The organism is Curtobacterium sp. SL109 (assembly GCF_026672405.1).
GTDB lineage: Bacteria > Actinomycetota > Actinomycetes > Actinomycetales > Microbacteriaceae > Curtobacterium.
The window spans coordinates 3359905-3383583 of the sequence record NZ_JAPPRB010000002.1 but is presented as its reverse complement, the minus strand read 5'-3'; the positions used below and the strand labels follow the sequence as shown (position 1 = coordinate 3383583).

At 71.6% G+C, this 23679-nt stretch carries 21 protein-coding genes; 5 read left to right on the top strand and 16 right to left on the bottom strand.

Translation table 11 applies throughout. The features are described from left to right. Window positions 1–120: 120 nt before the first annotated feature. The 8 genes from OVA28_RS17450 to OVA28_RS17415 form a co-directional block, all read right to left on the bottom strand. Window positions 121–999, bottom strand: coding sequence for a carbohydrate ABC transporter permease (locus tag OVA28_RS17450; RefSeq protein WP_268097867.1), 879 nt, complete (start codon window positions 997–999; stop codon window positions 121–123). After that, a complete protein-coding gene (locus OVA28_RS17445; protein ID WP_194661859.1) occupies window positions 996–1850 on the bottom strand; it encodes a carbohydrate ABC transporter permease in 855 nt (284 codons plus the stop codon). The genes OVA28_RS17450 and OVA28_RS17445 overlap by 4 nt, the downstream gene beginning before the upstream one ends. Before the next feature lie 79 nt (window positions 1851–1929). Then, window positions 1930–3252, bottom strand: a complete 1323-nt coding sequence (locus tag OVA28_RS17440) for an ABC transporter substrate-binding protein (protein ID WP_268097866.1) — start codon at window positions 3250–3252, stop codon at window positions 1930–1932. A gap of 381 nt (window positions 3253–3633) precedes the next feature. After that, window positions 3634–4734: a LacI family DNA-binding transcriptional regulator gene (locus tag OVA28_RS17435; RefSeq protein WP_268097865.1), complete on the bottom strand. Its 1101-nt coding sequence runs from the start codon at window positions 4732–4734 to the stop codon at window positions 3634–3636. A 73-nt stretch (window positions 4735–4807) separates the two neighbouring features. Beyond that, window positions 4808–5812: a LacI family DNA-binding transcriptional regulator gene (locus OVA28_RS17430; RefSeq protein ID WP_268097864.1), complete on the bottom strand. Its 1005-nt coding sequence runs from the start codon at window positions 5810–5812 to the stop codon at window positions 4808–4810. A gap of 36 nt (window positions 5813–5848) precedes the next feature. Further along, window positions 5849–6355, bottom strand: a complete 507-nt coding sequence (locus OVA28_RS17425; RefSeq protein WP_268097863.1) for a hypothetical protein — start codon at window positions 6353–6355, stop codon at window positions 5849–5851. A 152-nt stretch (window positions 6356–6507) separates the two neighbouring features. Then, window positions 6508–7947, bottom strand: a complete 1440-nt coding sequence (locus OVA28_RS17420; protein WP_268097862.1) for a DUF4832 domain-containing protein — start codon at window positions 7945–7947, stop codon at window positions 6508–6510. A gap of 128 nt (window positions 7948–8075) precedes the next feature. Beyond that, window positions 8076–9077 (bottom strand): threonine aldolase family protein, encoded by a 1002-nt coding sequence (locus OVA28_RS17415; RefSeq protein WP_268097861.1) that lies wholly within the window; start codon window positions 9075–9077, stop codon window positions 8076–8078. A gap of 109 nt (window positions 9078–9186) precedes the next feature. Here OVA28_RS17415 and OVA28_RS17410 point away from each other — a divergent pair, with 109 nt between their 5' ends. Further along, a complete protein-coding gene (locus OVA28_RS17410) occupies window positions 9187–10101 on the top strand; it encodes a metallophosphoesterase (RefSeq protein ID WP_268097860.1) in 915 nt (304 codons plus the stop codon). A 151-nt stretch (window positions 10102–10252) separates the two neighbouring features. Beyond that, entirely contained in the window at window positions 10253–11284 is a 1032-nt protein-coding gene (locus tag OVA28_RS17405) for an NADP-dependent oxidoreductase (RefSeq protein WP_268097859.1), read from the top strand. Between the two features lie 27 nt (window positions 11285–11311). On the opposite strand, the gene OVA28_RS17400 is transcribed toward OVA28_RS17405, so the two are convergent. The 3 genes from OVA28_RS17400 to OVA28_RS17390 are packed head-to-tail and all read right to left on the bottom strand — an operon-like array spanning window position 11312 to window position 14236. Further along, on the bottom strand, window positions 11312–12187 hold the full coding sequence (locus tag OVA28_RS17400; protein ID WP_268097858.1) for an ABC transporter permease: 876 nt from the start codon (window positions 12185–12187) through the stop codon (window positions 11312–11314). After that, window positions 12174–13142, bottom strand: coding sequence for an ABC transporter ATP-binding protein (locus OVA28_RS17395; RefSeq protein WP_268098240.1), 969 nt, complete (start codon window positions 13140–13142; stop codon window positions 12174–12176). Before OVA28_RS17395 ends, OVA28_RS17400 begins: the two co-directional genes overlap by 14 nt. Before the next feature lie 23 nt (window positions 13143–13165). Next, complete coding sequence (locus OVA28_RS17390) at window positions 13166–14236, bottom strand: LolA family protein (protein WP_268097857.1); 1071 nt, start codon at window positions 14234–14236, stop codon at window positions 13166–13168. 161 nt (window positions 14237–14397) lie between these two features. Here OVA28_RS17390 and OVA28_RS17385 point away from each other — a divergent pair, with 161 nt between their 5' ends. After that, entirely contained in the window at window positions 14398–15870 is a 1473-nt protein-coding gene (locus OVA28_RS17385) for an FGGY-family carbohydrate kinase (RefSeq protein WP_268097856.1), read from the top strand. Between the two features lie 125 nt (window positions 15871–15995). On the opposite strand, the gene OVA28_RS17380 is transcribed toward OVA28_RS17385, so the two are convergent. The 3 genes from OVA28_RS17380 to OVA28_RS17370 all read right to left on the bottom strand — a co-directional run bounded on the left by OVA28_RS17380 (window position 15996) and on the right by OVA28_RS17370 (window position 19454). Further along, entirely contained in the window at window positions 15996–16478 is a 483-nt protein-coding gene (locus tag OVA28_RS17380) for a ribose-5-phosphate isomerase (RefSeq protein WP_267424077.1), read from the bottom strand. Beyond that, the gene (locus tag OVA28_RS17375) at window positions 16475–18217 is read right to left on the bottom strand and encodes a dihydroxyacetone kinase family protein (RefSeq protein WP_268097855.1); all 1743 of its coding nucleotides are present in this window, start codon (window positions 18215–18217) and stop codon (window positions 16475–16477) included. The genes OVA28_RS17380 and OVA28_RS17375 overlap by 4 nt, the downstream gene beginning before the upstream one ends. Before the next feature lie 100 nt (window positions 18218–18317). After that, window positions 18318–19454, bottom strand: coding sequence for a zinc-binding dehydrogenase (locus OVA28_RS17370; RefSeq protein WP_268097854.1), 1137 nt, complete (start codon window positions 19452–19454; stop codon window positions 18318–18320). Window positions 19455–19561: 107 nt separating this feature from the next. Between OVA28_RS17370 and OVA28_RS17365 the strand changes: the two genes are divergently transcribed. After that, window positions 19562–20524 (top strand): sugar-binding transcriptional regulator, encoded by a 963-nt coding sequence (locus OVA28_RS17365; RefSeq protein ID WP_228505656.1) that lies wholly within the window; start codon window positions 19562–19564, stop codon window positions 20522–20524. A gap of 40 nt (window positions 20525–20564) precedes the next feature. Here OVA28_RS17365 and OVA28_RS17360 read toward each other — a convergent pair whose 3' ends face one another. Further along, window positions 20565–21101 (bottom strand): DinB family protein, encoded by a 537-nt coding sequence (locus tag OVA28_RS17360; protein ID WP_268097852.1) that lies wholly within the window; start codon window positions 21099–21101, stop codon window positions 20565–20567. 75 nt (window positions 21102–21176) lie between these two features. Here OVA28_RS17360 and OVA28_RS17355 point away from each other — a divergent pair, with 75 nt between their 5' ends. Continuing rightward, on the top strand, window positions 21177–21833 hold the full coding sequence (locus OVA28_RS17355; protein ID WP_194662458.1) for a histidine phosphatase family protein: 657 nt from the start codon (window positions 21177–21179) through the stop codon (window positions 21831–21833). 99 nt (window positions 21834–21932) lie between these two features. Here OVA28_RS17355 and OVA28_RS17350 read toward each other — a convergent pair whose 3' ends face one another. Then, the gene (locus OVA28_RS17350) at window positions 21933–23675 is read right to left on the bottom strand and encodes a glycerol-3-phosphate dehydrogenase/oxidase (RefSeq protein ID WP_268097851.1); all 1743 of its coding nucleotides are present in this window, start codon (window positions 23673–23675) and stop codon (window positions 21933–21935) included. Between the last annotated feature and the right edge of the window lie 4 nt (window positions 23676–23679).

Genomic DNA, 23679 nt, shown 5'->3' with positions numbered 1-23679 from the left:
CCTTCCGGCGGTCGTCGTCGACGGCCGCGTCGTGGGGTCGGTGGGTCGGTGTGTCCGTGGGGCTGGCGGTGGTGGGCCGACCCGCGCGGGGCGGGGCGGTCCTCCTGGCCGGGGTGGGCGTCAGCCCTTGACGGCGCCGCTGGTCATGCCGGCGACGATCTGGCGTTGGAAGAAGACGTAGAGGATCAGCGGGGGGATCGTGATGAGCAGCACGTCGGTGAACAGCAGGTTCAACTGGCTGACGGACTGGCTCTGGAACGCGTAGAGCGTCTGCTGGACCGTGGCGTTCTCGGACCCGGGCAGGAAGTACAGCGGGTTCGCGAAGTCGTTGAACACGGCGACGGACTGCACGAGCACGACCGTGATGATGACCGGCTTGAGCAGCGGCAGGACGACCCCGAAGAACAGGCGGATCGGACCGGCGCCGTCGAGCACGGCGGCCTCGTCGAGCTCCTTCGGGATCGTCGCGACGAACGCCCGGAAGAGCAGGATGCAGAACGACAGGCCGAACGTGGCCTCGATGAGGATCATGCCGCCCATCGTCTTGAACAGGTTGAGCCCCTGCAGCACCCAGATCGTCGGGACGATCGCGGGCGGGACGATGAGCCCGGCGAGCACGAAGAAGTTGATCAGCCCGTTCCACCGGCCCGGACGACGCTGCAGCACGTAGCCGACCATGGCGGAGAAGACCACCATGATGAGCACGCTGCCGACGGTCAGCACGGCGCTGTTCACGAACGCCCGGACGATGCCGGACTCGCCGCTCTGGAACACCGCCCGCAGGTTCTGCCACAGCTGCCAGTTGGTCGGCAGGGTGAAGCCGAGCTGGTTCGCCTCGGCCGGGGACTTCGCCGCCTGCAGCAGCACGAAGACGAACGGCACGAGGAACACGACGAACGACACCACGATGGCGACGACGCCGATCACCCACCGACGGACGGTGCCGGGGTGGCGGCGGCGCGCTGGCGTGGCCGGGCGGGCCGCGGTGACGGCGCTCACAGTTCCGGCTCCTTCCGGTTCAGCAGCCACGAGACCGGCACCATGATCGCGGTGACGACGACGAAGAGCACGACGTTGCCGGCGGTCGACAGGCCGTAGAAGCCCGCCTGGTACTGCTTGTAGATCACACTCGCGATCACGTCGCTCGTGAAGCCGGGTCCGCCGCCGGTCATCGCCCAGATGAGGTCGAAGGACCGCAGGCCGCCGATGAGCGACAGGATGATGACGGTGCCCATCGCCGGCCGGGACAACGGCAGGGTGATGTTCCTGAAGATGGTCCACGCGCTCGCACCGTCGACGCGCGCGGCCTCGAAGTACTCCTGCGGGATCGCGACGATGCCCGCGATGAAGATGAGCGTCGCGATGCCGACGCCCTTCCACACGTCCACCGCGGCGACGCTCCAGAGGGCGAGGGCCGGGTCGGTCAGCCACCCGGGCGTGGGGAGGCCGACCGAACCGAGGATCCCGTTGACGATCCCGTGGAAGGGGTCGAGCAGGGCCTTGAACGTGATGCCGATGCCGATCGTCGACACGAGCACCGGGAAGAAGACGACCGCCCGGAGGTAGCCGCGCCCGAGCACCGGGGACGTGAGGAGCAGGGCGAGGGCGAGTCCGAGGACCACCTTCGCCGCGCTCGTCACGAAGCCGTACTCGAACGTGTGCACGAACCCGGAGACGAGCTGCGGGTCCTGGAAGAACCGGACGAAGTTGTCGAAGCCGATGAAGGTCTGGTCGAACAGCGTCCAGCGCGTCAGGGCGAACCAGAAGCCGGCGAACGTCGGGACCGCGAAGAACACGACGTACAGCGCGATCGCGGGGATGAAGAACCACGCGGGGTAGAACGAGCGCATCCTGCTGCGGGCCGGACCCGGTCCTGCCTTCGTCGTCTGCGGCGGGGCCACCGCCGTCGTGAGCGTCGCGGTCACGTCCTCACCAGCCCTTGATGCCGAGCTGCTGGGCCTGCTGCACGACGTCCTGGTCGTACTGCTTCGCGCCGACGGCCGCGGTCGAGATGCCGGAACCGACCTGCACGCAGATCTTCTCGAGGTTCGGGCCCTTGATGGGGGAGAGGAACTCGAGGGCCGGCGTGGCCTTGCTGTCGTCGATGTACTGCTGGAGGTCACCGAGCATCGGCGGCACGTCGTCGGGCAGGGTGCACGTCGAGATGACGTACGGGCCACCGGGCGTCCCGGTGTCGTTCTGGATCGCGCAGCCCTTCGACGAGTTGACGAAGGCGATGAACTTCTTCGCCGCCGCCAGCTTGTCACCCTCGGTCGTCTTCGGGATGTACAGGCCGTTCGGCTCCCAGATCGTCAGGGTGGTGTCGTCGGCGTCCTCGGCCGGCAGGGCGAAGGCACCGATGTCGTCGACCGCGTCCGGGCTGTCCTGCTGCAGGGTCGAGATGGCGTTCGTCAGCATCGGGTACTGCGCCCCGGTGCCGTCGGCGAGCATCTTCAGGCCGTTCGCCTGGGTGGCCGAGGCGAAGTCCTGGTTCAGCAGGCCCTTGTCCTTGACCTCGGCGAGGTGGTCGAAGCCCGCCAAGGCCGGGTCCTTCGCGTAGGACTCCTTGTTGGCGGTGTACTTCGACGCCCAGTTGGCCTGCTGCGCCGTGATGTTGGCGAAGTCGCCGAGCACGAACAGCTGGCTGGTCCAGGTGTCGCCGTAGGTCTGGATGACCGGGGTGACCGTGCCGGCGTCCTTGATCGCCTCGCTGTTGCTGATGAACTCGTCCCACGTGGTGGGGACCTTCAGCCCGAGGTCGGCGTAGACCTTCTTGTTGTACATGACCGCGCCGCCGAAGCTGGTGCCGATCGGGGCGCCGTACACGCCCTTGTCCGTGCTGACGACCTTCGTGAACTGCTCGTCGACGTCCTTCGTCCAGCTCTGGTCGGACAGGTCCACGAGGGTGTTGTCCGGGTTGAGTGCCTGCATCAGCGACCCGGAGTTGTAGTTGAAGACGTCGGCCATCTCGCCCGTCGACAGCTGGGTCTTCACGAGGTTGTCGCCCTCGGTGCCCTGCGGTCGGGTGTCGAACTTGACGGTTACGCCCGGGTTCGCCTCCTCGAACGCGGCGATGAGCGGCTTCGCGGTGGCGGCGGTCGCCGGGGAGTTGTCTGCCTGGTAGGTGATCTCGACGTCGCCGCCGCCGCCGGTGTCGGCCGAGCCGCCGGACGAACAGCCGGCGAGACCGCCGATGAGGACCGTGGCGCCGCCGATGGCGAGCAGCCGGGTGGTCAGGGAACGAGCTGACATCCTTACCTCCTCGTAAGGGCCCGGATGGTGGGACACCCGGGTGGAACGGACCCGACACCGCATCGTCGCGGTGCCTGGCTGATGCTGTTAGAACGTTTCAATCGGAATGGAACCACGAGGATTGAAGCGTGTCAATCGGTCGAGGGAGATCGGTGGTGGTGGGGCGTGTGGGTGGTGGGTCGAACCGCGCGTGGTGGGTCCGATCCCGCGTTGGAGGTCGGATCGCGCTGAGCGAGTCGTTCGTTCCCACCACCAACGCGCGGAACCGCTTCCCATCGCAAGGGATGTGGGAAGGAACGCGCCGATCGGGCACGGCACACCGCTTCCCATCGCGGGCGCCACGGGAAGGAACGCGCACGGGACCCCGCCGGGAACCCGCGGTCAGGGCTCCGTGCGCCGCAGGTCGCTCGGGGCGCAGGCCGCCGCCCGGGCAGCCGCCGCCGCAGCCGAGCGTCCGATGGTGCTCTCGCGGGGGACCAGCTCGCTGCCGATCACCACGGTCCGGTGCACGTGCGTGTCGGGTGCGTCGGTGAGCTCGGCGAGGAGCAGCTCCACGGCCGCTGCCCCCATCTCGGCCCCGTGCATCGTCACCGAGGTGAGCGGTACCGCACCACCCCAGGCGATCGAGTTGTGGTCGCACCCGGACACCGGGATGTCCTCGGGGACCCGGAGCCCCGCGGCCCGGAGCTCCGTCACGACGGCCATGGCGAGCAGGTCGGTCACCCCGAGGACCCCGTCGGGCCGTTCATCGGCGGACATCCGCGCGATCCGGGCTCCGGCGTCGGTGCCGCCCGGCGGGTCGATGTCCCCGGCGTCGACGTCGATCAGGGCCACCCCGGGGTGGGCGGCGACGGCGCGGAGGACCCCGGCCCGACGCCGGTGCACCGGTTGCAGGTCGAGCCGGGCGCTGACGAACCCGATGCGTCGACACCCCTGGGCGATGAGGTGCTCGGTGGCGATGAAGCCCGCCTGTTCGTTGTCCACCACGACCGAGCAGGCGTCGACCTCGGCTGGCTCGTAGTTGACGTAGACGACGGGCCGGCCGTGGCGGCGGGTGAGTTCGACCTGGTCCCGGGACTCGGTCATCGTGGCGAGCAGGATCCCCGAGACGCGGGAGCTCTCGAGCGACGCGAGGTGGTCGCCCTGGGCGCGGAGGTCGTCCTCGCTGCTCGTGATGAGCAGGGTGCGGTCCCGCGCGCGGGCGGCGAGCTGGGCACCGCTGACCATGTCGCTGAACAGGGAGTTGCGGAGCGACATGACGACGAGGCCGATCGCGCGGCTGCTGCCGGCGACGAGGGCCCGGGCGTTGCGGTTCGGCGTGTACCCGAGCTCGGCGATCGCGGTCTGGACCCGCTCGGCGGTGGCTGGTCGGACGCGCTCCGGGTGGTTCAGCACGTTGGAGACCGTGGCGAGCGAGACCCCGGCTCGAGCGGCGACGTGGTGGACGCTCGGTGGCCCGTCACGACGCGGGGACTGGGCCATCCCACGATCGTAGACGGAGCGCGGAGCACAGACCGGCGGCTCGGGCGCAGGCCGGCGGCGCGGGTGCAGCCGGTCAGTGGACGGTGGACTGCCGCACGACGAGCTCCGGCGTGAACTCGACCTGTTCGAGCTCGACGTCCTGCCCCTGGTCGACCTGCCGCACCAGCAGCTCGATCGCCCGGCGGCCCAGGTCCTGCGCCGGCTGCCGGACCGAGGTCAGGGGCACGACGGCGGCCTCGGCGAACGCGATGTCGTCGTAGCCGACGATGGCGATCTCGTCCGGCACGGCGACGGAGCCGCGCATGACGAAGGCCTGCTCGAGCCCCACGGCGACCAGGTCGTTCGCCGCGAACACGGCGTCGGGGCGCTCGGACGCGGGTCGGCGCTGGAGCTCCTCACCGACACGGCGGCCCTCGAGCACGGACAGGGACGTCGTCGGCAGCACCTCGAGGGACGCGCCCACGGCGGTGGTCGCCGCGAGGGCTCCCGCGTGCCGGTCGACGACCTGACGGATGCCGAACGGGCCACCGACGTAGGCGATCCGGCGTCGACCGATCGCGAGCAGGTGTTCGACCGCGATCCGACCGCCTGCGACGTCGTCGACGGACACGGAGGCGAACGACGCGTCGTCGGCCCGGCGGTCGACGAGCACGACGACGGTGCCCTGGTCGCGGAGCCGTGCGAGCCGGGACAGGTCGTCGCCGGCGGGGGAGATGAGCAGCCCGGCGACGCGGCGTTCCTCGAACAGGTCGACGTAGGTGCGTTCACGGTCGGTGGACTCGTCCGAGTTGCCGATGAGGACGGCGAGGCCCTTCGACAGCGCGGCGTCCTCGGCGCCGCGCGCGACGTCGGTGAAGAACGGGTTGCCACCGTCGAGCACGATGAGCCCGACCGTGGAGCTCCGCCCGGCGCGGAGCTGTCGGGCGGAGTCGTTCCGCACGAAGCCGAGTTCGGCGATGGCGTTCTGCACCCGGAGGACGGTGCCGGGGGCGACCTTCTCGGGACGGTTCAGCACGTTCGACACCGTGCCGAGGGACACACCGGCGAGTGCTGCGACCTCCCGAACACTCACCGTCATGCGGTCATCCTGACAGTTGGCGGGTCCAGCGGGTCGTCAGTCGGTCCGCAGGGTGTCGTTCGTGTCGGCCGCGACCGGCTCCTTCGTGGTCCACCCGTACCAGCGGCCGTCGACCTCGGCGGTGGCGCGGCCGTCGCCGCACGTGAGCAGCCCGGTCGTGGGCAGGCTGTCGGGCAGGAACCCGGCGGACATCGCGGGGCCGCCGTGGGGCCCGTCGAGGGGCGTGCAGGCCGCGGTGTCGACGTCCGAGGCGGAGTCGAAGGCGATGACGTACCCGGGCTCCTCGGTGTCGAGCCGGACGTCGATGTCCGTCGCGTCCTCGGGGACCCAGGCCGGCATGAACCAGGCGAGGTCCTCCGAGTCCGCCTTCGACGGGGCGTCGGAGTACGTGTCGTAGTGCTGCTGCTGTTCCTTCTGGTACGGCTCCAGCAGGCTGCACCCGGTGAGGGTGGCGACAATGAGGCCCATCCCGAGCACGGCGAGCCCGGAGGTCAGGGCGGAGCGCTCGGAACGGGTGGTGGCGGAGGATGCGTTCGTGGTCATGAGACCATCCTCGAACCGACATGCGACCGGTGGAATGCGGTCCTCACCCGCTTCGGGGTGGGGTTGTCCCCCCGGTCGGCGGTCCGGTCCCGCTCCGGTGGCGGGACGGTCCCACCGGACTGGAGGCGCGCCTCCAGTCCGGTGGGATGCGCTCAGTGACCGACGGTGACGGTCTGGTCGAGCTGGTTCCGACCCGTCTTCGCGTCCCAGGTGCCGACGTTCGCGGTCTGGACCGCGAAGTCCGGGTTGCCGGCGGTGCTGCGCTCGGCTGCCGGCATGGCCAGCGCGAGGGACCAGGTGCCCTTCGGCAGGCCGCGGAGCGGTGCCGAGACGGTGACCGTCGTGCCCGGCTGCCAGGAGCGGACGTCCGTGCGCACCGGCACGGAGACGGTCCGCTTGCCGTTGGTCAGGACGACCTGCACCGGGCGGGCGTTGTACGGCGCGGCCCAGCCGTCGTTGCGGACGGAGACCGAGACGGACGGCGTGCGGCCGGTGGTGACCGTGCTCTTCGTCATGGTGAAGCGGTAGCCCAGACGCTTGGCGGTCTCGGTCATCCCGGCGTCACCCCACGTGGTGAGCACGTCCTGGTTGTAGTCCAGGTTGAGGTAGCTGTAGTGGTACTTCGCCATCTCGGCGGAAGCGGACGGGAACTCGGACCGCGGCGGGTTCACCGTGCAGGTCTCGCCACCGACGGGCACGTACCGCGAGTCCGCTGCCAGGTAGTCCTGGTCGAGCGAGAGCGGGTCGGACAGGAACGTGCCGAAGTCGTCGGGCGACGCCAGGAAGCAGTCGTTGTGGTGGCCGACGCGCGACTTCGCCGAGCCGTCGTGGGCCTGGGTCGGCGTGAGTGCACCGGCTGTGCCGGACGGCAGACCGAGCGCTGCCTGCTTCGTGGCCATGGTGCGGACCTGCACCGAGCGGCTTCCCGGCAGCGCGGCGAGTTCGGCCCGCAGCACCTGTCGGCGTGCAGCCTGGTCGGCCTCGGTCAGGACGCCGGGGTTCGACGGGTCGCTGGCGAAGTGGTCGGTGTAGTAGCCCTCGCCCCAGAGGCCGATGAAGCCCTCCTGCAGGGTCGGGATGACGTCGGCGTTGCGGCGGAGGAGCGGCGTGAGCTGCTTGATGTGCCCGAGGACGGTCGGCAGGTCGGCGTCGCCGTACGGTGCCGTGTACGGGTAGTCGCCGCCCTGGACGTAGGCGAAGCGGGTGATGACCCCGACGCCGGCCTGGCGTGCGGTGTCGTAGTCCCGCTGCACGAGCTTCAGCCACGCCGGGTCGAGCCGGGCCTGGTCGACGAACTTCTCCATGTAGAACACCCGCACGATCTGCGTGACGCCGTCGGCGCGGTAGGAGCGCAGCGTCGCGAGGTCGAGCGGCGTGTAGCCGGTGCCGTCGGCGCGGTAGTGCGTCGCCGTCGTGTGGTCGAAGCCACGCTCCGGGTTCGGGATCACGGCGTTGCTCGCCGTGTAGGAGACCGTCGACGAGTGCGACGGTGCGCGGTGCGTCGCGGTCGCCGCGGAGGCGGCGGTCGGGACGGCGAGTGTCAGAGCGGCAGCGGCTGCGACAGCCCCCGCGACGATGCGGTGGTGGAGCATGGAGGAGTCCCTCTCTCGGCCACGCGTGGACCTCGACACCGCGACCCCTGATCGCGGCGGTCCTGCGTGATTCTGGTGTGAAGGTACGTCAACCGATCAGAAGTGCGCAAGGCCAGTGCGCAGACCAGTCATCGCCGCGCGATGGTGGCGAGGGCCTCCGCGGCGCGCTCGGTGTCCTCGTGGGTGACGTCGAGGTGCGTGACCACACGGACCTTCGTCCGGCCGAGCTGCATCAGCCGCACACCCCGCGCAGCGGCCTCGGCGACGAACGCCCCCGGGTCGGCGACCTCGGCGAAGACGATGTTCGTGTCGACCGTCGCGGGGTCGACCCCGAGCGCGTCGGCGAGCACCCGCGCGTTCGCGTGGTCGTCGGCGAGCCGCTCGACGTTGTTGCGCAGGGCGAAACGACCGGCGGCCGCCAGCATGCCCGTCTGCCGCATGCCGCCGCCGTACCGCTTCCGCCAGAGCCGCGCGGCGGCGATGTGCTCGGCGGACCCGACGAGCACCGACCCGACGGGCGCACCGAGGCCCTTCGACAGACACACCGAGACCGTGTCGAAGCCGTCGGCGAGCTCGGGGAGCGGCCGACCCGAGGCGACGTGCGCGTTCCACAGGCGTGCGCCGTCGAGGTGCAGGGCGATGCCGTGCTCGCGCGCGAAGGCCTGCACGGCGAGCACCTCGTCCTGCGGCTGCACCGTCCCGCCGCCGAAGTTGTGCGTGTTCTCGAGGGAGATCGCCGTCGTCGACACCGAGTACGCGCCGGCGTTCGGCTCGGCGATGTCCCGCACGGCATCGGCCACGAGCCGGCCGTGGTCCGACGCCCAGGTGCGGGTCGTGATGCCGGAGAAGACCGCGGCGGCCCCGAGCTCGGCACGGACGACGTGGGCCTGTACGTCGGCGACGAGCTCCTCCCCGGGACCGACGAGCAGCCGGAGCCCGAGCTGGTTCGCCATCGAGCCGGACGGGGTGAAGAGCCCCGCGGGGTGTCCGAGCAGGTCGGCGACGTCCTGCTCCAGGCGGGTCGTCTCGGGGTCCTCGCCGTAGACGTCGTCGCCGACCTCGGCGTCGAGCATCGCTGCGCGCATCTCGGGGGTGGGTCGGGTCACGGTGTCGGAACGCGGGGCGATCACCCGACCACGCTAGCGGCTGGCGTCGGGCACCGCGGGCCGGCGTCGGGCACCGCGGGCCGGCGACGGGCACCGCGGGCTGGCGTCGGGCACCGCGGCTAGCGTTGGCGCCATGCAGCCACCCGTTCTCGGAACCCTCCGAATCCTGCACCTGTCCGACACCCACCTGACGGGCGACGGCGCCCTCCACCAGGGCACGGTCGACACCACCGCGGCCCTCGAGACCCTGCTGCACCGGCTCGACGTGGTCGAGGGCGTCGGGCTCGTCGTCGTCTCGGGCGACCTGTCCGAGGCCGGCTCACCGGCGTCGTACCAGGCGCTGCGTGACCGGGTGGGGGACTGGGCAACGCGCCACGGTGCCGCGCTCGTGGTCGTGCCGGGCAACCACGACAAGCGCGAGGGCTTCCGGCAGGTGCTCGCGAACGGGCACGTCCTGGGCGAGGGCGGCACACCCCTCATGCACACGCTCGAGTACCAGCCGCCGACGGTGCCGCTCCGCGGACAGTCGGTCGTCGCCGGCCGTCGGGTCGTCACCGTCGACACCAGCGTGCCGGGCGCCGGGTACGGGGCGGTCAGCGCCGAGTCCCTCGAGCACCTCCGCGCGGCGCTCGCCGGTGACCCCGCGCCGCACGGGTCCGTCGTCGTGCTGCACCACCCGCCGCTGCCGGCCCCGACCGCCCTGCACGCTGCCCTGCGGCTGCAGAACCCCGGGGACCTGGCCGACGCGGTGCGGGGGAGTGACGTGCGGGTCGTCCTCGCCGGTCACTACCACCACCACTCCGCGGGCTCGGTCGGTGGCGTGCCGGTGCTCGTCGCGCCCGGCGTCGCGAACGACACCGACGTCATCGGTCCGTACGGCGAGGAGTCGGCCTACGTCGGCACCGGTGCACTCCTCGTGGACCTCGCCGAGGACGGCACCCTCTGGTCGACACCGGTCCGGGTGCCCGTGCCGGCGTCGGACACGATCGCGGTGCACCACGACGCGGCCTCGGTGGCGCGGATCATCGCCGTGGCCGGGGCGCACTGACCCGGACGGCGCGCGGTCCGGTCGGCGCACGCCGGACCGGCCGCTCCAGGTGCTCAGCGCACGCGCGGCGCGCCCGTGAGGACCCCGGGCGTCCGGGACGACCGCCCGGTTCTCGTGTAAGCCGGAGCGCAAGGAAACGAAGGAGTGCCCCATGCGACACGGCAACGCTGTGCAGTACGACCGGTACGGCGACTTCGACGTCGTCCAGCTCGTCGACATCGAACGACCGAAGCCAGGACCCGACGAGGTCGTCGTCGAGGTCTCGGTCGCCGGTCTGAACCACATCGAGCGGTTCCTCCGCGAAGGCAAGCTCAAGGAGTTCGTCGACCTCGACTTCCCGGCGCGCCAGGGCGTGGACTTCGCCGGCGTCGTGGTGGCCCGCGGGGCCGAGGTCCGCGACCTGCACGTCAACGACGAGGTGATGGGCCACGCGCCCCACGGTGGGTCACACGCGACCTGGGTGACCGTCCCGCGGGGTGCCGTGGTGAAGAAGCCCTCGACCATGACGTTCGAGGTCGCCGGCAGCCTGTACCTGGCCGGGTGCACGGCGCTCTCCATCGTCCGGTCGCTCAAGCTCGGCCCGGACGACACCGTCGTGATCAGCGCGGCCGCCGGCGGCGTCGGGCACATCGAGTGCCAGCTCGCCAAGGAGACCGGTGCGACGGTCATCGGCCTCGGCAGCCCGCGCAACCACGACGCCCTCCGGCAGATCGGCGTCCTCCCGGTGTCCTACGGCGAGGGTGAGCTCGACCGCATCCGCGAGATCGCCGACGGTCGCCCGGTCACGGCGTTCATCGACAACCGGGAGCACAACGAGAACGTCGCCCTCGCGGCGGACCTCGGCGTCAGCGACAAGCGGTTCGTCACGAGCGAGCAGCGCCGCGACCTGGAGATCCGGTTCCTCCGGGCACCCGGTGACGACCAGGAGGCGTCGGAGATGCTGACCCGGCTCGGCGACCTCGTGCAGCGGCACAAGGTGCAGTTCATCATCTCCGGGTACTACCCGTTCGAGTACATCGTCGACGCGTACGAGGACCTGGCCGAGATGCACTCCCGTGGCAAGGTCGTCGTCGGCATGCAGCCGGTGGAGACCGGGTCGCGCCTGCACTGGTACAAGTCCGAGAAGTCCCGCGACCTGCACGACCCCGTCTCGCGTGCCGTGCCGCACCCCGAGGCGTCCTAGGGCCGGCGCCAGCGCCGCGAGGGCGTCCTAGCTGAGGACGTCCTTCGTGGCGAAGCGCCCGTAGGCCAGGGTGCCGAAGACCGCCACGTAGCCGAGCTGCAGCAGTGCGTTGCTGCCGAACGAGTCGAACGCGATCGGGTCCCGCAGCAGGTCGCCGAACCCGAGCCACTGGTGCGAGAACAGGAACGGGTGCAGCCAGTCGAGCTGCGGGAGCTGGTCGAGGACCTGGGACGCCCCGGCCAGCACCACGGTCGACGCCATCGCACCCACCGGCACGTTCGTCAGCGACGACGCGAAGAGCCCGATCGCGGACAGCCCGAGCATCGACAGCGTGACGTAGAGCGCCAGCAGGAGGGCCCGGCCGGCGTAGGACCAGCCGTCGACCTGCGTGCCCGAGAGCAGCGTGACCGGTCCGATCGGGAACAGCGCCGCACCGATCGCGGCACCGACGAGCACGATGACCAGCGTCGCCGCCAGGCAGAAGGCGACCGCGCCGACGTACTTCACGAGGATGAACCGCAGGCGCCCGGTGGGAGCGACGAGCAGGTAGCGGATGGTGCCGTGGCTGGCCTCACCCGCGACGGTGTCGCCGGCCACCACCCCGACGGTGAGCGGCAGGAACAGCGGGATCGACACGGTGAGCGCCGTGAACGACACGAACAGCCCGTTGTTCGTGATGTCGCCGAGGAACGCCGGCCCGCCGGAGTCCCCGCCGGTGGTCAGGCGGACTGCCACGGCGATGAGGATCGGCACGAGTGCGAGTGCCCCGAGCATCGCCCAGGCGCGGCGGCGACGGAACACCAGGGCGAGCTCGGAGCCGAGCAGCGCGAACGGACGGGTTCGGCGGGGCTCCTGCTCGACGGCGGGCGCGGTCGGTGCGACGGCCGCGTCAGGCTGCGACATCGAATCCCTCTCCGGTCAGGGCGACGAACAGGTCCTCGAGCGTGCCGCCACCGACGGCCAGTCCGCGGATCCGGACGTCGGCCCGGACGAGCTCGGCGGCGATGGTCTCGGGGAGGACCTCGGCGGGCAGGTCCGCCACCAGGACGTCCGCCCCGCCGTCGTGGCGTGGCGCGAGCCCGAGGCGCAGCAGCACGGTGCTGGCCTGTCCGAGGTCGGGCGTGCGGACCGTCACCGTGCGCGCACCCGCGGAGCGCAGGTCGTCGAGCGTGCCCTGCGCGACGATCCTGCCGGTGCGCATGACCGCGGCGTGCGTGCAGACCTGTTCGATCTCGGCGAGCAGGTGGCTCGACACGAAGACCGTGGTGCCGTCGTCGGCGAGGGAGCGGATGAGGTTGCGGACCTCCCGCGTGCCCTGGGGGTCCAGGCCGTTCGTCGGCTCGTCGAGCACCAGGAGCTCGCGCGGGGTGAGCAGCGCGTTCGCCAGGCCCAGGCGCTGCTTCATGCCGAGCGAGTAGGCGTGCGCCTTCTTGTCCGCGGCGTGCGACAACCCGACGCGGTCGAGCGCGTGTGCGACGCGGTCCTTCCGGGTGCGGGAGTCCGTGGTCGGGTCGGCGGCGTCGAACCGGGAGAGGTTCGCGCGGCCGGACAGGTACGGGTAGAACGCCGGCCCCTCGACCAGCGCACCGACCTTCGGCAGCACCCGGCGGAGTCCGGCGGGCATCGACTCGCCGAGCACCTCGATCGAGCCGCTCGTGGCCGAGGACAGCCCGAGGAGCATCCGGATGGTGGTCGTCTTGCCGGACCCGTTCGGCCCGAGGAAGCCGAAGACCGCCCCGCGCGGGACCACGAGGTCGATCCCGTCGACGGCGCGCTGCTTGCGGAAGACCTTCGCCAGGCCCGTGGTGCGGATCGCGAGGTCGGTGCCGGACGCCGGGGTGGCGGCGTCCGGCGTCATCGCGCTCTCGGTGTCGGTCGTGCTCACTTCGCGGCGGCGACCAGGCTCGACACGGGCACGGCGCCCGCGAGCACGCGGCCGTCGTCGGTCAGGTAGACGGACACGAGCGAGGTCTGGATGGCGCGGCCGCCGTCCACGGCCCGCGTGAGCTGGCCGAGGAGGCCCTGGGCGTCCGCTCCGAGCGCACCCTGGTCAGCGGTGCCGGCCGGGAGTTCGGCGATCGTCGACCAACCGCTGCCCGTGAGGGTCGGGGCGTCGTCGCCCGCGCCGTGGGCACCGCGGTGCGACCCGGCGTGGTCCGCTGCGTCGGAGAGGTCCTTCGTGGTGACCTTCGCCCCGGACGGCGGGGTGAAGTCGAAGAGCCGGGCGGCCGGTGCGCCGTAGTCGAGGCTCGTGAAGCCGACCTGGACCGCGGGCTCGGACTGGCCGTCGGCCTGGACGGCGGCACGGAGCGGGAGCCCGGTCTGCTTGTCGACGGCCAGCTCGACGCTGCCCACGAGGGTGTCGGAGGACTTCGGCGTGAGGACGAGCTGCCAGGCGTCGTGGCCGGCCACCGAGGTGGTGGTGGGCTTCGAGACGGTGGTGCTCGGGCGGATCGCGGCGATCGCCTGCTTCGCGAGGTCTGCCGGGGTCATGGTGCCGTCGCGGAACGACTCCTTGACGTGGTCCGGCAGCGTGACGTGGGTGGCTTCGCGGGCCTTCGAGTCCCAGGTCCAGACGTCGGAGCCGTTGCGGACGAGGTCCTGCTCGGCGAGCTGTTGCGTGACCTGCACGCGCTGCTTCGTCGCGCCGTCGACGTACACGCGGGCGGTGTGCGAGGACGTGAGGAGGGAGAGGGCGTCCGAGGCATTGCCCTCGAGCGAGGAACCACCCGAGCCAGCGGGGAGTTCCGGCAGGCCGAGGTCGCTCGTCTGCGAGAGCTTGCCGGAGTACTGGGCGTCGGAGGACTTCGCGACGCTGGCGATGACGTCCGCGGCGGTCGGGTCCGTCCCGGCGATCGGGTCGTTCGCGGCGCTCGCGAGCGTCGGGGCGGCGATGGCGCCGGCGACGACGACCGGTGCGATGACGGCGGGCAGCCAGGCGGACTTCTTCATCGTCCATCTCCTCGGATGGTGGAGCCCCTCGCCAGGGGGCGCGGGATCAGCAGCACACTAGGTCGGGCAACCGACAGTGGGCTGTGTCCTCGGGGGGTCGTCGGCGCTTCGTAGACTCGTGGCCTGGCCGGGCGACGGTCGGTGGCGGCGAGGGAGACGGCATGCGGGCGGTGCTCGGTCTGGACATCGGGACGTCGAGCACGAAGGCGCTCCTCGTCCGGCTCGACGGCACGATCCTGGCCGAGGTCGGACGGCACCACGAGGTCGACCGTCCCGAGCAGGGCCTCGTCGAGATGGACCCCGAGCTGTGGTGGAGCGAGTTCTGCGACCTGACGCGGGAGCTCCTCGCGATGGAGCCCGACGCCCGGGTCGAGTCCGTCGGCGTGAGCGGCATCGGCCCGTGCGTGCTCCTCACCGACGCGTCGTCCAGGCCCCTGCGCCCCGCGATCCTCTACGGCGTCGACACCCGCACGGCCGGCATGCTCGACGACCTGACCGCGGAGCTCGGCGGCGAGGACGCGGTCCGTGCCCGCTGTGGTTCGGCGCTCAGCACGCAGGCCGCCGGCGCGAAGCTCGCCTGGGTCGCCCGCAACGAACCCGAGGTGTGGGCGCGGGCCGAGCGGTTCACGATGCCGTCGTCCCGGGTCGTCGAGCTGCTCACCGGGGAGTACGTCCTCGACCACCACTCCGCCAGCCAGAGCACCCCGCTGTACGACGTCCACACGAACGCCTGGATCCCCGAGTGGTGCGCGCTCGTCGCACCCGGTCTGCCCATGCCCCGACTGCTCTGGTCCGGTGACGCCGCCGGGACCGTCACCGGCGCGGCGGCCGCGGCCACGGGCCTCCCGGTCGGGATCCCGGTCACGGCCGGGACCATCGACGCCTGGGCGGAGGGGCTCAGCGTGGGGGCGTCGGTGCCGGGCCGGATGTCGCTGCAGTACGGCACCACCATGTTCATGATCACGCCCACGCCCGAGCCCACCCGTGTACCGGGGATGTGGACGACGGTCGGCACCCACCCGGACCAGCCGTGCGTGTCCGGGGGGACGGCGACCTCCGGTGCGGTGACCGACTGGCTGCGGCGGCTCGTCGACGCGGACTGGCCGACGATGCTCGCGGAGGCGGACGCCTCGGGCGTCGGCGCACACGGGCTGCTGATGCTGCCGTACTTCGCGGGGGAGCGGACACCGATCGCGGACCCCGACGCGCGCGGGGTGATCGCCGGGCTCACCGTGCGGCACACCCGGGGCGACCTGTACCGGGCGACGCTCGAGGCGACGGCGTTCGCGGTGCGGCACAACATCGAGACGCTGCGGGCGGCCGGTGTGCCCGTGCGGGAGCTCGTCGGTGCCGGGGGTGGCCTGCTCGGGCGGCTGTGGCCCCGGATCGTCACGGACGTCACCGGGCTGCCGCAGACGATCCCCTCCGTCACCGTGGGGGCGTCCTACGGGTCGGCGTTCCTGGCGGCGGCGCTCGTCACCGCGGTCGACATCGCGGTGTGGAACCCGCCGGCGAGCGTCATCGAGCCGGACCCCGACCGGGCCGCGGCGTACGAGGCCGGGTACCGCGACTACCGGGAGCTGTACGAGGTCACGAAGGCCGTCGTGCACCGGCTGGCTGCCCGGAGCCGGTGAGCGCGCGGTTCCGCGTGGAGCCGCACGGCAGACATCGGCTCGCGCCACGGAACTCCGTGGCGCGAGCCGATGTCGGTTGTGCGCAGACGACTGCGCCTGCGGGCAGCTGCGACGGCGCGTGCGGCCTACGCCTGCGCGTCGACGCCCGCGGGTGCGCTGCCGTCGTACTCGCAGATCGCGTTGACCTTGTCGGCGCTGGCGCTCGAGGTGTCGAACTCGTAGCCGAGCCACTCCTTCGCCAGGCGCCGGGCGAGCTCGACGCCGATGACGCGCTGGCCCATGCAGAGGACCTGGGCGTCGTTGGAGAGGATCGAGCGCTCCACGCTGTACGAGTCGTGCGCGGTGACGGCGCGGATGCCGGGGACCTTGTTCGCGGCGATCGCGACGCCGAGTCCGGTGCCGCAGAACAGGATCGCGCGGTCGGCCTCCCCGTTCGCGACCATGCGGGCGGCGTCGACGGCGACGTGCGGGTACGCGGTGTGCCCATCGGCGTCGACGCCCACGTCGGTCACCGACGAGACGCGCTCGTCGGCCTCGAGGTCCTTCTTGAGGATCTCCTTGTAGTCGAACCCGGCATCGTCCGAGCCGATCACGAGACGGTACGTCATGCGTGTGTTCCTTCCTTGTCAGCAGCGCGTGCGGCGAGCACTTCGCCGACGCGCGTGAGGATCATCCCCATCGAGGTGGCGCCCGCGTCGGGCGTCCCCAGGCTCTTCTCCGCCAGCGGCCGGGCACGCCCGACCTTCGGCTTGAGGTCGGCGGTGGCTTCGCCCTCCGACACGGCGACGACGGCAGCAGCCTGCCACGCGTCGGTGAGCGAGCGTCCAGACGCCACCGACGACCGGAGCTCGTCCACGAACGGCAGCAGGGCGTCGAGCATCGTCTTGTCCCCGCGGGACGCCCCGCCGAGGTGCACGATCGAGTCGGCGAAGGCCTGGGCGGCCTCGACGACGTCGGTGGCCTCGATGGTCTCGCGGTCGTCGCGCAGCGACCGGCCGAAGGCCTCGAGTGCCGCACCCCACAGGACCCCGGAGGTGCCGCCCGCGAACTCGGCCCACGCGTCACCGGCGCGTCCGAGGACGAAGGCGACCCCGGCCTCCTGGCCGAGCGCGTCGACCGCCCTGCGGGCCGCACCGATCCCCTTGACCATGCCACGGCCGTGGTCGCCGTCCCCGGCGACCGCGTCGATGCGGCCGAGCTGTTCCTCGTGGTCGCGGAGGAGCGCGTCCACGGCCTCGACGGCGGCGCGCGCGGTCTGCGCGGCCGACCGGGAGGCTCCGCTCGCGTCCGGCACGACGGTCGCCGCCTCTTCGGCTTCGGCAGCGGCCTCGGCCGACACGAGCGCATCGACCGGCGCCGCCACCTTGCGGTAGGCGGGTGTGTAGGCGTCGGCGCGCCAGAGGCGCTCGAGCTCGTCGTCGAGCCACTGCAGGGTCAGCGAGCAGCCGCCCATGTCGAGGCTCGTGACGAGTTCACCGACCTCGGGCTCGACGACCTCGATCCCCGCGTCGGCGAGGAGCGGGAGCACCCGGCCCCAGAGCAGGAACAGCTCCTCGTACTTGGTGTCGCCGAGGCCGTTGAGGATCGGGGCGACCCGGGTGCCGGCGGCGTCCGGGCGGTCGGCCAGCAGCCGTTCGACGAGCAGGCTCGCGAGGTCGGTCGCGCTGAGCAGGGGGACGTCCTCGATGCCGGGCTCGCCGTGGATGCCGAGTCCGAGGCCGAGGTGGCCTTCCGGCACCGTGAAGAGCGGTTCGGTGGCCCCGGGCATCGTGCAGCCCGAGAACGCGACGCCGATCGTGCGCGTGGCGGTGTTGCTCGCGTTCCCGACCCGCTCGACCTCGTCGAGGGACGCCCCCTCGGCGGCGACCGCGCCCATCGCCTTGAAGACGGAGAAGTCGCCCGCGATGCCGCGGCGCTTCGACTCCTCGTCGGCGCTGGCGATGTCGTCCGTGACGACGACGATGCGGGTGTCGATGCCCTCGGCGCGGAGTCGTTCGGCGGCGAGCCCGAAGTTCATCGTGTCGCCGGCGTAGTTGCCGAAGGAGAGCACGACGCCCCTGCCCTGGTCGGCGGCCTTGGCGACCGCGTAGACCTGCGCGGTCGAGGGCGACGTGAAGATGTTGCCGACGACGGCACCGGTGGCGAAGCCCGGGCCGACGACGCCGCAGAACGCGGGGTAGTGCCCGGAGCCGCCGCCGACGACGACCGCGACCTGCGGTTCCGCGCCCTTCGTCGGGAGGCCGACGACGCCGCCGTGGACGCCCCGCACGCGGTCGGCGTAGAGGGCGAGCCAGCCGGCGAGCTGGTCCTCGGCGAAGTCCTCCGGGTGATCGTGGATCGTGGTCATGACAGCGCTGTCCTTCGTCTCGGGTGTTCAGTGTGCGCCTGCCGCCGCAGCGACAGGGTCAGGCGTGCATGCTCGGGATGCACTCGTGCATGCTCGGGACTCAGCTGTGCATGCCCGGGATGATGGAGACCTTGACGGAGGCGCCGGCGGAGTCGCCGACGAGGTCGAGGGCTTCTTGGAAGGCTTCGAGGGGGAACTGGTGGGTGCAGATCCGGTCCATGGGGAGGGTCTGGGTCTCGAGGAGCTTGATGGCGGCGGGCCAGGTGTGGGGGCCGAGGTGGGCGCCGCGGATGTCGAGTTCCTTGTCGTCGGAGATGATGGACCAGTCGACGGAGACGTTGTCCTTGAAGACGGAGTACTCGACGAAGGTGCCGAGTTTGCGGAGCAGGTTCAGGCCCTGGGGGACGGCGGAGGGGTGGCCGGTGGCTTCGATGTAGACGTCGGCGCCGTAGCCGTCGGTGAGGTCCTTGATGATCTGGACGGCGTCCTCGTTGGCGATGTTGATGGTGAGGTCGGCGCCGACCGCTTTGGCGAGGTCGAGTTTGGTGTCGAGGACGTCGAGGGCGATGATCCGCAGGGGGTTCTTCTGGCGGGCTCCGGCGATGGCGGAGAGGCCGATGGGGCCGGCGCCGGCGATGACGACGGTGTCGCCGAACTTGATCTCGGCGCGTTCGACGGCGTGGAAGGCGCAGGAGAGGGGTTCGGCGAACGCGGCGACCTGTCCGGGGAGGTCAGCGGACACGGGGTGGGTGAGGGCCTTGGCGGGGACGAGGACGTACTCGGCCATCGCGCCGTCGTGGCCCTTGAAGCCGAACATGTCATGCACGGCGCACATCCAGTAGGCGCCTTCGAGGCAGTAGCGGCATTCCCAGCAGGGCACGATCTGCTCGCACGCGATCCGGTCCCCGAGGGTCAGCTTCCGCTTGGTGAGGGTGTCCTGGTCGCCGGCGATGACGGTGCCGACGAACTCGTGTCCGGGGATCCGGTTCGTCTCGGCCCATGCCGGTCGGTTCTCGTCCCCCCAGAACTTCGCGGCGCCGTGGTAGCACTTCAGGTCCGAGGCGCAGATCCCGACGGCGTCGGTGCGGAGCAGCAGTTCCCCGGGGCCCGGGGTGGGGACGGGTCGGGTCTCGAGGCGGTAGTCGCCGGGGCCGTGCACGACGACCGCCCGCATCGTCGCAGGGATCCCGGAATCGGTGGTGTCCGTCGGGGTGGTGGTGTCCGTCGTCGTCGACATGCGCTGTGTCCTCCGTTGGTCAGCAGTGGTTCGACCACGACTGTACACCGCACAGAACAAATGTACAGAACACAATTTCTGGACGGAGAGCGCGTTACGATCGCAGCATGTCCGACGAGATGCCCGCACCGGACTCCGCGCGCAGTCGCTTCCCGCTCGACACCGTGTACCAGGCGGCGCGGATGTACTACCTCGAGGACGCCACCCAGGTCGAGATCGCCGCACGGCTCGGGGTCTCCCGCCCCACGGTGTCGCGGCTCGTGGCCGAGGCCCGTCGTGCCGGACTCGTGCGCATCGAGGTCGTCGACCCGTTCCAGGACGAGACCGTCGCGCTGGCCGAGCGCCTGCAGGTCGTGCTGGGTCTGCACGCGGTGCACCTCGCCGCCGTGACCCACACCACGACGCTCGGTGCCGACCTCGCCGTGCCGCTCGCCGCCGCGCTGGAGGACATGGCGCTGGTCGCAGGTGACGCGGTGCTGATGTCCTCGGGCCGGACGGTGTACGACGTCGCCCGCGGGGGGATGCCGCAGCTGCCGGGCGTGCAGCTCGTCCCGACCGTCGGCGGTCAGGCGGACCCGATGCCGTGGTTCCAGACGAACGAGATCACCCGGACGGCCGCCGAGCACTCCGGTGCGATCCCGGCGTTCCTCTTCGCGCAGGCGCTCCCGTCCGAGGCGATGCGGGCCTCCCTCGACGAGGACCCCGCGTTCCAGCACGTCATCGGCCTGTGGGGTCGGGCGAAGGGCGCCGTGCTCGGCATCGGGGCGCCGACCCCGACGCGGGACGCCCTGGCGCGGGGCATCCCCGTGGAGGACCGGGCCTTCGACCTGGCCGCCGGCGACGTCTGCCTGAACTTCTACGCGCCCGACGGGTCCCCGATCGAGTTCCCGGGGAGCGACCGGATGGTGCGGACCTCGCGCGAGGTCCTGGCGGCGGTCCCGCACGCGGTGGGCGTGGCCGTGGGCGAGGCGAAGGTGCCGAGCATCATCGGCGCCGTCCGCGGGGGGCTCGTCAACGAACTGGTCTCGGACGCGGCGACCGCACGGGCACTGCTCGACGCGCTGGCCTGACGCGGCGGCGGTCCGGGCTGCACCCGCGCGGCGCTCGTGGCTACATCTGGTCGGTGTGGGTGCGGCGGACGTCCCAGAGGTGGTGCACCGGGTCGTGCGCGTAGTAGACGGCGAGGGTCGCGACCGTGAAGGTGCTGCCGTCCGAGCGGAGCCCGGTGCGCTCGAGCTGGTCGTCACGGACCTCGTCGAAGGCCACGGCGGCGCGGTGGGCGGCAGCGCCGAGCTCGCGGGCGACGGTGGCCGGGTCCTGCTCGGCGTACCGGTCCTCGACCGCGGTGGCGTCCTGGTCCCAGTTCGGGAAGGTGGGGGCGTCCTCGGTGAGCATGAGCGTGAGGCGTTCGGTCATCGTCGCGTGGACGTCGCGCACGTGGGCGGCGTACTCGAGCGTGGACCAGGTGTGCTCGTCCGGGCGCTGCCGGGCGTCCTCGCGGAGCAGTGCCCCGGGCCAGCCCGTGGCGTTCGCCTCGACGATGCCGGGCACGTCGCGGATCGTCGTCGCACTGCCGTCGTAGCCGCAGTCGGTGCACGGGGTCTCGATGACCCAGGTCCAGTTCTTCGTGTCGGGTTCGATCGCCATGGCCCGATCGTAGGGGGCGGCCGATGGGGGCGCGTCCGGGCGGCACCGACACACGCGCCTCCGTAGGGTGGCTGCATGCGACTGCTGCTGATCCGACACGGCCAGACCCCCGCCAACGTGACCGGCGTCCTCGACGCCGAGGTCCCAGGCCCCGGACTCACCGAGCTCGGGCAGCAGCAGGCCGAGGCGCTGCCGGCGGCCCTCGCCGAGCGCGGCATCGAGCGGGTCTTCGTGTCGTCGATGCTCCGGACGCAGCTGACCGCGGCGCCGCTGGCGGAGGCGCTCGGCCTCGAGCCCGCGGTGCTGCCGGGCCTCCGCGAGATCGAGGCCGGCGACCTGCAGGGCAAGCGCGACCAGACCTCCGTGCAGCGCTACCTGGCCACGTGCTACGCCTGGGCGTCCGGGGAGCGCGAGGCCCGGATGGCCGGCGCCGAGACCGGCGAGGACTTCTTCGACCGCTACGACGACGCGATCGCCCAGGTCGAGGCGAGCGGCGCGGACGTCGTCGCCGTGTTCAGCCACGGGGCCGCGATCCGGATCTGGGCCGCGACGACGGCGCAGAACGTGCCGAACGACCTCGGCTCGCGGCGGCACCTGGAGAACACCGGCGTCGTCGAGCTCGAGGGCTCCACGGCCGACGGCTGGCGCCTGGTCGACTGGGAGGGTGAGCCGCTCGGCGGCGACGACCTCATCGACCGGACCGCGCAGGACCCGACCGGCGAGCAGTTCTAGCGAGCGAGAGCGTCGCGCGGTCGACGCGACCCGGCCACAGACGAACGGGAGGCCCGGTACCAGCTGGTACCGGGCCTCCCGTCCGTCAGTGGGCCGTGATCAGGCGTGCGCCGCCGACGCGGTCAGCGGCACGACCACGCCGTGCGACTCGCGCAGGACGTCGAGCGTGTGCTGGACCTCGTCCGCGCGCTGCTCGGCGTCCCAGCCGAGGACACCGGCGAGGACGTCGGCCAGCTCGTCGAGCAGGTCGATCGTGACCCCGCCGACGAACGCGAGGTTCGTGCGACGCAGCACCACGTCGATCAGGTGCACGGCGTGCTCGTGCTGGGCGAAGTAGGCCACCTCGGCACGGGTGAGCCCGGCGTCGGACTCGAGCGGCTCGACCGGTCCGTCCGTCAGGACGTCCACGACCTCGGCGGCACGGGTGCCGTAGCGCTGCAGGAGCCCCTCGACCAGCTCGGTGTCGAGCCCGTCGCGGTGCGACTTGACCCACAGGGCGCGCTGGGCGTCCGTGGTCGGGAACTCCTTGCCACCGCCGATCGGCATGCCGGTCGTGTCGACCTTGCGAGCCATGCCGAGCTTCTGCGTGGCCTCGGTCGACAGGTGCGCGGCGAGGGCGCGGAAGGTGGTCCACTTGCCGCCGACGAGCGACAGCACGGTCGTCTTCCCGAGCCCCGGGATCGTGGTGTCCACGATGCGGTAGTCGCGGGAGACGAAGCCGGGGGCGGTGTCCTCGTGACGGGGGAGCGGGCGGATGCCGGAGTAGCTGTAGACGATGTGGTCGCGGGTGACGTCGATCTGCGGGAACACGTGCTTGACGAGCCCGAAGAAGTAGTCGATCTCCTCGTCGGTGGTCACGACCGGCTTCGACGGGTCGGCGTCGATGTCGGTGGTGCCGATGAGGACCCGGCCCTTGAGCGGGTAGATCAGGACGATGCGTCCGTCGTCGTTCTCGAAGAACAGCTCGCGGCCCTTGGTGGCCTCGAGGAGCTCGTCGTTGTGCACGACGATGTGCGAGCCCTTGGTGCCGCCCATGAACTTCGTCTCGCCGCCGAACGCCTGGTTCGTGAGGTCGGTCCACGGCCCGGAGGCGTTGATCACGACGTCCGCCTGGAAGGCGAACTCCTCGCCGGTCTCGCGGTCGCGGAGCAGGACGCCGCCGTCGCGGGTGCCCGCGGCCTCGACGTAGTTGGTCGCACGGGCGGTCGCGGCGGAGCCGGTCCCGGTGCCGGCGGCCAGGCCGTCCTTGAGGACGTCGAGCGCCAGGCGCTCCGGCTCGTGCACCGAGGCGTCGTAGTAGGTGCCCGTGTACTTCAGGTCCTTGTTGAGGGCCGGCATGTCCGCCAGCGCCGCCTTCTTCGTGCGGAAGACGTGCTTGGGGACCGAGCCGCCGTCGCGGGAGAAGGAGTCGTAGATCGTCATGCCGATCTTGATGAGCATCGCGCCGCGCTCCTTCGTGGAGCGCTGCTTGTGCGTCAGCATGCGGAGCGGGGCGTTCATGATGCCGGAGAACGTCGAGAAGATCGGCATCGTCGTCTGCAGCGGCTTGACGTAGTGCGGGGCGATGCGGATCAGGCCGTTGCGCTCCTGCACGCTCTCGCGGACGAGGCGGAACTCGCCGTTCTCGAGGTAGCGGATGCCGCCGTGGATCATGTGGCTCGACGCCGCGGAGGCGCCGGATGCGTAGTCGCCGCGCTCGACGAGCGCGACGTCGACGCCCTGCAGGGCGAGGTCGCGGAAGGTGGCGATGCCGTTGATGCCGCCACCCACGATGAGGACCTGTGCGTTCGGGCGCTCGGTGAGGTCGGTCACCGTGCGTCGGGGCTGCGTCGTCTTCGACATGTGC

Coding starts and splice junctions, on each gene's coding strand:
- OVA28_RS17445 (WP_194661859.1), bottom strand. CDS start 1,850: ATGCGCTCGTTCTACCCCGCGTGGTTCTTCATCCCCGCGATCGCGCTG.
- OVA28_RS17440 (WP_268097866.1), bottom strand. CDS start 3,252: ATGTCAGCTCGTTCCCTGACCACCCGGCTGCTCGCCATCGGCGGCGCC.
- OVA28_RS17435 (WP_268097865.1), bottom strand. CDS start 4,734: ATGGCCCAGTCCCCGCGTCGTGACGGGCCACCGAGCGTCCACCACGTC.
- OVA28_RS17430 (WP_268097864.1), bottom strand. CDS start 5,812: ATGACGGTGAGTGTTCGGGAGGTCGCAGCACTCGCCGGTGTGTCCCTC.
- OVA28_RS17425 (WP_268097863.1), bottom strand. CDS start 6,355: ATGACCACGAACGCATCCTCCGCCACCACCCGTTCCGAGCGCTCCGCC.
- OVA28_RS17420 (WP_268097862.1), bottom strand. CDS start 7,947: ATGCTCCACCACCGCATCGTCGCGGGGGCTGTCGCAGCCGCTGCCGCT.
- OVA28_RS17410 (WP_268097860.1), top strand. CDS start 9,187: ATGCAGCCACCCGTTCTCGGAACCCTCCGAATCCTGCACCTGTCCGAC.
- OVA28_RS17405 (WP_268097859.1), top strand. CDS start 10,253: ATGCGACACGGCAACGCTGTGCAGTACGACCGGTACGGCGACTTCGAC.
- OVA28_RS17400 (WP_268097858.1), bottom strand. CDS start 12,187: ATGTCGCAGCCTGACGCGGCCGTCGCACCGACCGCGCCCGCCGTCGAG.
- OVA28_RS17395 (WP_268098240.1), bottom strand. CDS start 13,142: ATGACGCCGGACGCCGCCACCCCGGCGTCCGGCACCGACCTCGCGATC.
- OVA28_RS17390 (WP_268097857.1), bottom strand. CDS start 14,236: ATGAAGAAGTCCGCCTGGCTGCCCGCCGTCATCGCACCGGTCGTCGTC.
- OVA28_RS17385 (WP_268097856.1), top strand. CDS start 14,398: ATGCGGGCGGTGCTCGGTCTGGACATCGGGACGTCGAGCACGAAGGCG.
- OVA28_RS17380 (WP_267424077.1), bottom strand. CDS start 16,478: ATGACGTACCGTCTCGTGATCGGCTCGGACGATGCCGGGTTCGACTAC.
- OVA28_RS17375 (WP_268097855.1), bottom strand. CDS start 18,217: ATGACCACGATCCACGATCACCCGGAGGACTTCGCCGAGGACCAGCTC.
- OVA28_RS17370 (WP_268097854.1), bottom strand. CDS start 19,454: ATGTCGACGACGACGGACACCACCACCCCGACGGACACCACCGATTCC.
- OVA28_RS17365 (WP_228505656.1), top strand. CDS start 19,562: ATGTCCGACGAGATGCCCGCACCGGACTCCGCGCGCAGTCGCTTCCCG.
- OVA28_RS17360 (WP_268097852.1), bottom strand. CDS start 21,101: ATGGCGATCGAACCCGACACGAAGAACTGGACCTGGGTCATCGAGACC.
- OVA28_RS17355 (WP_194662458.1), top strand. CDS start 21,177: ATGCGACTGCTGCTGATCCGACACGGCCAGACCCCCGCCAACGTGACC.
- OVA28_RS17350 (WP_268097851.1), bottom strand. CDS start 23,675: ATGTCGAAGACGACGCAGCCCCGACGCACGGTGACCGACCTCACCGAG.